Here is a 10,560-nt window from a genome sequence, read left to right as displayed (position 1 = left end):
GGTAACAAAAAATGCCGTATTTATGCGGCTTGTGGCGTTTCGCAAACGCCTAATTTTTAAAAATTCAGAAAGGAGAACCACATGGACAGTTGTGACAGCAACGGGCGAAGTCGTCGCGATGGGCAAAATCAAACTATGAATTCCAACCATGCGTACCAGACTGTTGGTCTGCCGCAGGGTCTTTTTGAGTGTGAATCGGGCTGTCTGGCAGCACAGTTCCGCCTGCTTTAACAGGCTGGTGATTCAGTGCTGAACGTTTCCCGGCACGATTGGTTTTCATATATATTTGTCCATCGCCCTGGCGCGGGTTTGAAACTGCCATCTGCGGCATTTCATCCTGTTCCCGACTGGCGGTGGATTTTTTTATCCCCGCACTGCTCGCCCTGTACGTCCCAAACGGCATTAAATAGAACGACAGAAAGCGAGGGAACCAAATATGAATCAGACTCCAGAAATGGACGAAAAGAAAACAAGCTCCCCGGAAACGGCTCCGATCGCCGCAACCGCAGAGCATAATGCTAATTTTGAAGAAAATATCCGCGCGATCATCCGCAGCGGAAAACCGGCAAGCGTGATCCGGGATGACCTCGACAATTACCATGCAAACGATATTGCCGAGGTTCTGGAAACACTGGACACTGCGACCCGGAAACGCCTCTACAATATTCTCTCTCTGGAAATGACGGCAGAGATTTTCACCTATCTCGATGAACCGGCGCCTTATCTGCATGAGCTGGGACTTGACCGGGCGGCAGCCGTTCTGGCAGAGATGGATGCCGATGAGGCGGTCGATATCCTCGAAAATTTAGATTCGGAGGAAAAAGAAGCCCTGATCGCGCGCATGGATCAGGAATCTAAGGATGATATCCACCTGATCTTTTCCTACGATGAGGAACAGATCGGTAGCCGGATGACGACCAACTACATCGTCATTCCCAATAACTGTACGATCAAGCAGGCAATGCGCCATCTGATCTCCCAGGCGGAGGACAACGACAACATCGACACCATCTACGTCGAAGACGAAAATGGACGCTATTTCGGTGCGATCGAGCTGAAAGATTTAATCACTGCCCGTGAGTACATGAAGCTGGAGGACATTATCAGTACCTCCTATCCGTATGTGTACGCGGATGAGAAATCTTCGGATTGTATGGAAGAGCTGATCGATTACAGCGAGGATTCTATCCCAGTACTCGATCGGAACCATAGGATCATCGGTGCCATCACTTACGAGGACATCGCCGAGGCGATCGACGACGAGATGGGTGATGACTACGCAAAGCTGGCAGGTCTTACTTCGGAAGAGGATCTGCACGAACCACTGTTGCAGAGTTTGAAAAAACGTCTCCCGTGGCTGGTGCTGCTGCTCTTCCTCGGCATGGGGGTTTCCTCAGTAGTCGGCATTTTCGAGCCGATCGTTGACCGTATCGCACTTCTTATCTGCTTCCAGTCGATGATCCTCGACATGGCAGGCAATGTCGGCACCCAGTCGCTGGCTGTCACCATCCGTGTCCTGATGGATGAGGACATCTCCGCGATGCAGAAGCTGGGGTTTGTATTCAAGGAAATGCGAATCGGATTTTTAAATGGACTGCTGCTCGGCTCGGCTTCGTTCGTCGTGATCGGCATTTTCATCCATATTATGAAGCAGAAGAGTCTTTTCTTCTCTTTTGCACTTTCCGGCTGTGTCGGCATCTCTCTTCTGACCGCGATGGTGATCTCCAGCCTGGTCGGCGTACTGGTGCCGATGCTGTTTCACAAGCTGAAGGTTGACCCGGCAGTTGCGTCTGGTCCGCTTATCACGACGGTGAATGATCTGGTAGCGGTTGTGACTTATTATGGACTGGCGGAGATTTTGCTGGTGGATGTGTTTCATTTAGTGTAGAGAACCGGTGAAAATAGATATTTGTGATTCGGACGCAAAACAGGGCTATTCTTTTTTAGCAACTTCTCCCTGCTTCTTATAGATAGAGTTTGCATCTACCCCGCCGCGCACGCTGGAAAGCGGATAGATGTTGGTACCGCGTCCGATGATGCTGCCTGGGTTTAGGATAGAGCCGCAGCCTACTTCTACGTTGTCACCGAGCATGGCGCCGATTTTTTTGCGTCCGGTTTTGATCTTGCCGTCTTCGGCGTGGATTTCCACCAGAAGTTTATCGGATTTTACGTTGGAGGTGATGGAACCGGCACCCATGTGGGATTTATAGCCTAAGATGGAGTCTCCGACGTAATTATAATGCGGTACCTGTACTTTATCGAACAGTATGACGTTTTTAAGCTCGGTAGAGTTTCCGACTACTGCACCTTCTCCGATCAGGGCGCTGCCGCGGATGAATGCACAGTGGCGCACCTCGGCGTCTTTGCCGACGATGACCGGCCCGTGCAGATAGGCGCTGTCAAATACCTTCGCTGTCTTGTGAACCCAGATGTTTTCACCACGTTTCTCATATTCTTCCGGATCCAAACTATTTCCCAATTCGATGATAAAATCACTGAGATCTGCCAGCGCCTCCCACGGGTAGGTAAACTGTTTCAGATAATCTGAAGCCAGCGTATGGGTTAAATCATATAATTCTGTGATTTTCATTTCTTCTTTTTTCATGATCATTGCCTTTCTTGAAATTCAATTTCTTCTCTTTCCCTGCATTCTGGTAGAACACAGCAACCGCATCAAATGCCGGCCGCAGCCCATATGTATTTCCCATATGAACCGCATTGTAGGTGCGTCCGATAACGAAGCGCTCTAATTTCTGCATATATTCATCCGGTGTGATGCTTCCCTCTGCCACATAGGTCAGACCTTTTTCCCAGCTTGCCGTCAGCTCCGGGTTGAGAAGCTGCTTCATGGATGTGTGTACGACCTCATAAATCAGCTCTCCCAGATAGGTCGGCGTGATGACCTGCGTTTTTTCGTTGAGCGCCATGTATTTGATGTTGAACAACTTTTTCAAGATCTCCGCGCGGGTTGCACTCGTTCCGATGCCGCTGCCCTTGATCTGGGCGCGCAGCTCTTCGTCTTCGATAAGCTGACCGGCATTTTCCATCGCCAGAATCATCGAACCGGAGGAATAACGCTTCGGCGGAGATGTCTCGCCCTCTTTGATCTGCAAATCATCCAGTGACACTTTCATCCCCTTTTTGAGCTGTTCCAGCATCTGGATAAACTCTGGGTGGGACGCGTCAATTACCTTGGGCTGGCTGCTGTCTGTTCCATCTGCTTCTCTTGCCGGATTTTCCGCATCATTTCCATCTATACCTGATTCAAGGCGGTTCGTTCTGCCGACACTTTCTCCGGCAGTGTCCTTTTTCTTTTTCGGAATTTCCGCCACCTTGAGATATCCCGCTTCTTTCAATACCTTGAAACCGGCAAAGAAATGTTCACCTTTTACCTCAATCTCAACCGCATATTTCTGGTAAACCGCCGCCGGATAAAAGATGCTTAAGAAACGGCGCACAATCACCTGGTAAATCTTGCGGTTCAACTCCGGGAGACTTCGCAGCGCGCCGAGTCCCTGTCCGGTCGGTATGATTGCGTAGTGATCGGTAATCTGCTTATCATTGACATAACGCGTTTTTGCTATGTTCTTCCACAGCCCTGCCTGCATCGCCTCCGATGCAAATGCCGCCAGCGGCTCATAATGCGTCAGACCGCCGATATTTTTGCTGATCTCCTTCGCCACCGCCGTTGAAAGCACACGCGCGTCCGTTCGCGGATAGGTAACCAGCTTTCGCTCGTACAGCTCCTGCACCACTTTCAGGGTCTGATCCGGGCTGATTTTAAACATTTTAGAACAATCATTCTGGAGCTCCGCCAGGTTATAGAGAAGAGGTGGATTTTTGGTTTCCTTTTTCTTTTCCACTTTTAAAATGGTTCCCTGCGAAGTATTATATACGCCCATTAAACCCGCGTCCGCTTTTTCTGCGTCGCTGACTTCTGACTGCATGACTCCCGAATTTTCGCTTCCATTCTCGCGTTCCCACAGCCATGCAATCAGCGCCTCCGCGTCCTTTCGCTCCTTAAAACCATTTTCCTTATACAGACACGGCGTTCCATAGTAACGGCTTCCTTCCACCGCCCGCCATTCGCCGTCAATCGAGATACCTGCCGGTCCAAATGTACCGATCACGCGGTAAAATGGCGTTTTGACAAATTCCCGTATTTCCCGCTCCCGGCGGACTACCATGCCGAGGACACAGGTCATGACGCGTCCGACTGAGATCACGGTCCGGTCAGAACTTCGCATATAGTTAGAAACAGATGGTCCATATTTCAACGTCAGTGCGCGGGAAAAGTTAATTCCCATCAGATAATCTTCTTTTGCCCGCAGATATGCCGAATCCGCCAGATGATCGTATTCGGACAGATCCTTCGCTTCGCGGATGCCGCGCAGAATCTCTTCCTCCGTCTGTGAATCGATCCAGACGCGCTTCTGTTTCTTGCCCTGCACGCCAGCCATCTGCGCGACGAGGCGGTAGATATATTCTCCCTCCCGTCCCGAGTCGGTACAGACGTAGATTGTATCTACATCCGCCCGGTTTAAGAGACCGCTCACGATTCCAAACTGTTTCTTCACGCTGTCGATAACCTGATATTTCCATTCTTTCGGGAGAAATGGAAGTGTCTCCAGACTCCAGCGCTTATATTTCATATCATATACTTCCGGATAGCTCATCGTGACCAGATGTCCAACACACCAGGTCACAACCGCATTTTCCGATTCAATATAGCCATCCGCCGAGCGCCCATTTACCTTGAGTGCATTTGCGAACTCACGCGCCACGCTCGGTTTCTCGGCTATAAATAACGATTTTGCCACGTTGTTCTGCTCCTATCTTACTAATTTCGTCACTGTTCACGCATACGTGCCCAATAACCTAATTTCCTCTAATTACTTTTCCTCTTCGGCGTCCACTCCGCCAGAATCGCCGCCGCAAACATCAGCGCACAGCCAATTAGCATCCGCAACGTCAGCTCCTCATGCAGCAGCCAGACAGAGAACAGGAGTCCAAACACCGATTCAAACGACAGTAGAATCGAGGATGTGCTGGCGCTCAGATATTTCTGCCCCACTGTCTGAAGCAGAAAACAGAGCATGCTGGATGCGAGTCCCAGATACAGCATCGAAACTGCTACTCCCGGCAGTGTAAATACTTCCGGATGGAACGCTCCTTCCGTGAGAAGCCCCAGCACCCACGAACACGCCGCCGCTGTTCCCATCTGCATGACCGTCAGGCGGATCGGAGTGCAGTATGCCGTGAAGCGATCCAGAAAAATCATATGAACCGCAAAGCAGATGCCGCACACCAGCGTCAGGAAATCACCAAAATTGACCGTCAGATCGCCTTTCAGCGATAAAAGCGCCAATCCCACAACAGCAAATCCCGCTGCGATCAGGTTATTTGCCTTCGGGCGCACATGATTAACCGCCCATGCCAGAAACGGCACGATCACCACATACAACGTCGTAATAAACGCATTTTTACTCGCGGTCGTGTATTTCAGCCCATACGTCTGAAAATAATAACTAATAAATAGAAACAATCCCGCCAGTGCGCCACATTTAAACTCCTGCATCGACATTCCCCGGATCTGTTTCCAGAAAAGAGCCGCCATTCCAAGCGCCGCGATCGTAAACCGGTACGCCAAGAGGTATGTAGGTGTGATCGCGTCCATCGAATTTTTCATCACAACGAAGGCGCTGCCCCAGATAATTGTTACAAATAAAAGGCTGGCAGATGCCAGCACTTTTACTCCCTTGTTGTTTGTCTCACTCATGTCAATCTCTATCCTATGTCAAAATAATCACAAATCAAATACAAATCTAAACCGTCATAAATTTATAACTGGTCGTTGTATCGTATTTCCCGCCCTTTTTCACGATCGGGGATGCAAATCCCGGCATGTTGACTGCGTTCGGGTAATACTGAGTCTCAAAGCAGTATCCCTGGCGTCTCGCATACTTCACGCCGCCCTTACCCGGAACCTGTCCGTCCAGGAAATTGCCCGTGTAGAACTGAACTCCCGGCAGATCGGTGTATACCTCCATCTTGCGCCCGCTCTCCTCGTCGATCGCAGCCGCCGCCAGACTGAATACGCCTGACTCATGGTTGAGAATCCAGTTATGATCGTAGCCGCCGCCCAGTTTTAACTGATCGTAATCCGCTTCTATATCACGTCCGATCGGCTTGAAATCCGAGAAATCCATCGGAGTCCCCATTACCTTGCGGATCTCACCGGTCGGGATCAGCACCTTGTCTACCGCCGTGATCGCATCACTGTCAATGTAAACCATCTGCGAAAGCGCCGGACCACTCTCATGGCCTGCCAGATTGAAATACGCGTGGTTTGTCATATTAAAAATGGTATCCTGATCGCAGGTCCCCTCGTAATGAATCTTTACTTCATTTTCATCTGTCAGCGTGTAGGTCACACGGATCGAGGCATTTCCCGGATATCCCTGATCGCCGTCCGGGCTTTCCAGTGTAAACGAAACCTGATTAACGCCCGTCTCATATTCTGCCGCCCAGATACGGTTCCGGTAAAAATCCATGCCGCTGTGCAGGTTGTTCGGACCATCATTCGCCGTCAATTCGTATTTTTTATCATTTAACGTAAACGCCGCGCCGCCAATCCGGTTTGCATTTCGTCCAACAGCCTCGCCCAGATGCCCATCGCTTACCAGGCAGTCTGCTACTGTTTCATGTCCCAGCAGGACATCCGCCATCTCTCCGTTCCGATCCGGCACCAGCATCGTGGACCAGATTGCACCCAGATCTAAAAAGGATGCAGAAACTCCATTCTGATTCGTCAATGTATAACGGCTGACCTCTCTGCCATCTTCCATTGTTCCAAAGATTGTCTTCTCAACCATGCCAAATCCCCCTTAATTTTTAGAATCCAAAAAATATTTTTCGCATTTTTTATGCTTACTTATGTCAGAATAAATCTATTTAACTTTTCAAGTCGAACGTCCGTGAGACTTGGCGCGTGATTCTGGTCAGCGAAGCTGACATATTCCTATCAGAATCACTGTGCATCCTCGCGGAGCGTTTATCTCAGTCCGAGACAAGGCTTCCACTGAGACAAATTTGCTATTACTTACCACCTGAAGAGGTTGGAGTCTTTTCGACTGAGATAAATAGCTGATTTATTAAGTATACAATACTTTTCCCCTCATGCACACCCATTTTTTCCAAATCCCATTATAAAAATTTAAAGATTCGTTACTGTTCACACATGTGTGCCCAGTAACAGGCTTTTGCCGATGCTTCACATTCAAAATCGGCAAAAGCTGCAGCCAGAACTGTATCTTACGGAATTTTCAGTTCAGAAAATTCCCACCTGTGAACAATTACCAAGATTCCATTTCAGATAAAAAAGAAGGTTCCTTGACGCATCACGCGGAGCATTTTTTGTGTCTTAGGACGAAGTTTCCTATGACACAAACAAAAACTGCCGTTCCGGACAGAGTCAGCCATCGTTTTTTAAACAGCCTCTCCGCCACTGGGCGGCAGTTCTTACTTTTATCAGTTTTAATTTTCTATTTCACGGATTCTCTGAACAGATTTCTTTATTTCGCCTGGATATATCCCTGTGCGGTCAGAAGCTCTGCACACAGTACCGCACCGCCGGCTGCGCCGCGCAGTGTGTTGTGGGAGAGACCTACAAACTTCCAATCGTAAACTTTGTCTTCTCTCAGACGGCCAACAGATACGCCCATGCCCTTCTCATAGTTGACATCCAGCTGTACCTGCGGACGATTATCCTCCTCCAGATACTGAATGAACTGCTTCGGTGCGCTCGGAAGCTCCAGTTCCTGCGGAAGTCCTTTGAAATTAACCAGCTTCTCGATCAGCTGCTCTTTGGTTGGTTTCTTTCTGAACTTTACAAATACGGCTGCTGTATGTCCGTCCAGAACCGGTACACGGATGCACTGGCAGGTGATCACTGGCTCGGATGCCTTCACGATCTCGCCGTCCTTGATCTCTCCCCAGAGACGAAGCGGCTCCTGCTCGCTCTTCTCCTCCTCACCGCCGATGTACGGGATGATGTTGCCTTCCATCTCCGGCCAGTCTTTGAACGTCTTGCCAGCTCCGGAGATTGCCTGATACGTCGTAGCTACAACCTCATATGGCTCAAATTCCTTCCATGCAGTCAGAACCGGTGCATAGCTCTGGATGGAACAGTTCGGTTTTACCGCTACGAAGCCTCTCTTGGTTCCCAGACGTTTTTTCTGGAACTCAATCACCTTAAAGTGCTCCGGATTGATCTCCGGCACTACCATCGGAACATCCGGTGTCCAGCGGTGTGCGCTGTTGTTGGAAACAACCGGTGTTTCTGTCTTTGCATACGCATCTTCAATCGCACGGATCTCTTCTTTTGTCATATCTACGGCGCTGAACACGAAATCAACTTCGGATGCTACCTTCTCAATCTCGTTTACGTTCATAACGGCCATCTTCTTCACACACTCCGGCATCGGGGTCTGCATTTTCCAGCGTCCGCCGACTGCCTCCTCATATGTTTTTCCTGCAGAACGCGGGCTTGCTGCCAGCGCAGTAATCTCATACCATGGATGATTTGCCAGAAGCGTGATGAAACGCTGACCTACCATACCAGTTGCTCCCAGAACGCCTACACGTAATTTCTTTTCCATGTTCATCGTTTTTCTCCTCTTCTGACAGCGGCTTTTTCAGCTTCTCATGGCAGGATGGAGTTTGGATAGGAAGCTCCTGCTCTGCAACACGTTTTCACTCTGCCGCTGTAATTCTTGTCTATCCTATAACAAAACAAACAAAAAATCAACATTTTTCCGCAAGAAAAATACATTTGTACGTTGCTCGCGGACATTTGACAAATTTATAACGTCTGTCACGGATTTAACGATGCTTTAACTCAAAATAGGTTCTTCTAAGCTAAGTATTCCGCTGCAACCTTCTCAATCCCATCCGGGTACTGCGTCCGGTAGCTCTCAAAATCAAGCCCCCTTGCCGCAATCTCTTTTCCAAGTTTGACTAAGAACGACGGAATCTCGCTCTCAAACATCGTGCCAAGCTCACGTCCCATCGTCTCTTTTCCCTGTGCCTCATTTCCGCCCAGATAAAATACAAATGCCGGCTGTGCCTTGCCATCTGCCATCCGCACGCCGCCGCGGAATCCCATCGGTCCGGTCTGGTGGGTACCGCAGGAAGACGGACATCCGGAAATATGAATCTGCGGAAGTGCGCCGTCCGGGATCTGTGCCTCCCCGACCGCCTTTACACACGCCTGTAACAGAGCCTGCGAATCGCGTGCACCAACCTGACAGATCGACGCACCGATACAGCTTACCGATGTCTCAAACTTTGTCTGAGCCGTCTCCTTCGTCGCCTCCAGAATCTTCTCTGCTTCTGCTCCGGTCAAATTAATGATGTACGCAGTTTCATCCGGTGCCAGGCGAAGCTCTGTGCCGTCAATCGTCTGCATCAGTTCTCCCAGGGCTGCCAGCGTCTCCGGGCGCGGCTGTCCGCCAATCGGATGCCAGATAACCGTATAAAGTCCCGGCTGTTTCTGCTCCAGCACACGTTCTCCCGACGCGCTGCTTCCATCGCCTGTTTTGCTCTGCTTTTCTTTTATTCCTGCCGCTGCCATCACTTCCTCGCGGGAAAGATCCAGCTGCTCCCCGGATGCCAGTACCTCCTGAAGTTTCTCCTGATACGCCTTCCGGTAATTTTCCGCTCCGCCGAGCGCTTCCTGCATATACCGGGTACGCGCTTTTCCGCGGTTTTCGTAATTGCCATATGCCCGGAATGTCAGCCACATCGCCTTAATGTAATAAAGAATCTTCTCCGGCGCAACGCCCTCGGCGACTTTAACGCCAAACTGCGGATTGTTTCCCAGACCGCCTGCACTGTACACATCAAACGTTCCATCCGGACAAGCCGCAAATCCCAGATCGCGGTAGGTCGCGTGCGTCACATTCGCCGGTGAATTAGAGAAACAGACCTTGAGCTTGCGCGGCATTTTTTCCGCATTGATAAAGGTCATCAGATATTCTCCCGCCGCCTTCGCCCACGGCATAACGTCGAAATATTCGCCCTCTTCCACGCCGGAAAGCGGAGAACACATCACATTTCGCGGAAAATCCCCGCCGCCGCCCATCGTCACGATCCCGGCATCGAGTGCCTGCTCCATCAATTCACAGACTGATTTCTCATCCAGATTGTGAAACTGCACGCTCTCACAAGTCGTAAAATGTACCATATTTACCTGATATGCACGGATTGCCTTTGCGATAAATGCAAGCTTCTCCTTCGACACACATCCTGCCGTCATACGCAGACGCAGCATACTCGCCGCGCCGCCTTTCTGTGCATAACTGCCGTAACGTCCTGAAAAGCCCTTATATGAGCCCTTATCCATCTTTCCTGCATAAAAATCCCTCGTTTTTTCACAAAACTCCGGAAGATCTGTTTTCCACTCCTGTGGAGCAATTCCTATCATTGTTCTCTCCTGTTTTCTCTTCCTGCTGCCACCACGTTTTCTTACGGCACTTTCGGTTCCAAAAGTGCCTACCC

Annotated in this window: 7 protein-coding genes; 1 reads left to right on the top strand and 6 read right to left on the bottom strand. The window is 49.9% G+C overall.

Annotated features, from left to right (window positions below; translation table 11 throughout):
- Positions 1-436: 436 nt before the first annotated feature.
- The gene (gene mgtE, locus PUQ60_RS10895; protein ID WP_273381309.1) at positions 437-1,888 is read left to right on the top strand and encodes a magnesium transporter; all 1,452 of its coding nucleotides are present in this window, start codon (positions 437-439) and stop codon (positions 1,886-1,888) included.
- Positions 1,889-1,933: 45 nt separating this feature from the next.
- Here mgtE and PUQ60_RS10890 read toward each other — a convergent pair whose 3' ends face one another.
- From PUQ60_RS10890 to PUQ60_RS10865, 6 genes are all read right to left on the bottom strand, one after another.
- Entirely contained in the window at positions 1,934-2,605 is a 672-nt protein-coding gene (locus tag PUQ60_RS10890; RefSeq protein WP_273381311.1) for a UDP-N-acetylglucosamine pyrophosphorylase, read from the bottom strand.
- Positions 2,568-4,820: a DNA topoisomerase gene (locus PUQ60_RS10885; protein ID WP_273381313.1), complete on the bottom strand. Its 2,253-nt coding sequence runs from the start codon at positions 4,818-4,820 to the stop codon at positions 2,568-2,570. Before PUQ60_RS10885 ends, PUQ60_RS10890 begins: the two co-directional genes overlap by 38 nt.
- 68 nt (positions 4,821-4,888) lie before the next feature.
- Positions 4,889-5,779 carry a DMT family transporter gene (locus PUQ60_RS10880; RefSeq protein ID WP_273381316.1) on the bottom strand — a complete coding sequence of 297 codons (891 nt, stop codon included), beginning with the start codon at positions 5,777-5,779 and terminating at the stop codon, positions 4,889-4,891.
- 46 nt (positions 5,780-5,825) lie between these two features.
- On the bottom strand, positions 5,826-6,875 hold the full coding sequence (locus PUQ60_RS10875; protein WP_273381317.1) for an aldose epimerase family protein: 1,050 nt from the start codon (positions 6,873-6,875) through the stop codon (positions 5,826-5,828).
- Between the two features lie 699 nt (positions 6,876-7,574).
- Positions 7,575-8,660, bottom strand: a complete 1,086-nt coding sequence (gene asd, locus PUQ60_RS10870; protein WP_273381082.1) for an aspartate-semialdehyde dehydrogenase — start codon at positions 8,658-8,660, stop codon at positions 7,575-7,577.
- Positions 8,661-8,914: 254 nt separating this feature from the next.
- Positions 8,915-10,486, bottom strand: coding sequence for a nitrite/sulfite reductase (locus tag PUQ60_RS10865; protein WP_273381083.1), 1,572 nt, complete (start codon positions 10,484-10,486; stop codon positions 8,915-8,917).
- Positions 10,487-10,560 lie beyond the last annotated feature (74 nt).

This window comes from Clostridium sp. AF02-29 (genome assembly GCF_934835585.1).
Lineage (GTDB): Bacteria > Bacillota > Clostridia > Lachnospirales > Lachnospiraceae > Otoolea > Otoolea fessa.
This window is presented reverse-complemented; position numbering and strand designations above follow the sequence as displayed.

Coding starts and splice junctions, on each gene's coding strand:
- asd (WP_273381082.1), bottom strand. CDS start 8,660: ATGGAAAAGAAATTACGTGTAGGCGTTCTGGGAGCAACTGGTATGGTA.
- PUQ60_RS10880 (WP_273381316.1), bottom strand. CDS start 5,779: ATGAGTGAGACAAACAACAAGGGAGTAAAAGTGCTGGCATCTGCCAGC.
- PUQ60_RS10865 (WP_273381083.1), bottom strand. CDS start 10,486: ATGATAGGAATTGCTCCACAGGAGTGGAAAACAGATCTTCCGGAGTTT.
- mgtE (WP_273381309.1), top strand. CDS start 437: ATGAATCAGACTCCAGAAATGGACGAAAAGAAAACAAGCTCCCCGGAA.
- PUQ60_RS10890 (WP_273381311.1), bottom strand. CDS start 2,605: ATGAAAAAAGAAGAAATGAAAATCACAGAATTATATGATTTAACCCAT.
- PUQ60_RS10875 (WP_273381317.1), bottom strand. CDS start 6,875: ATGGTTGAGAAGACAATCTTTGGAACAATGGAAGATGGCAGAGAGGTC.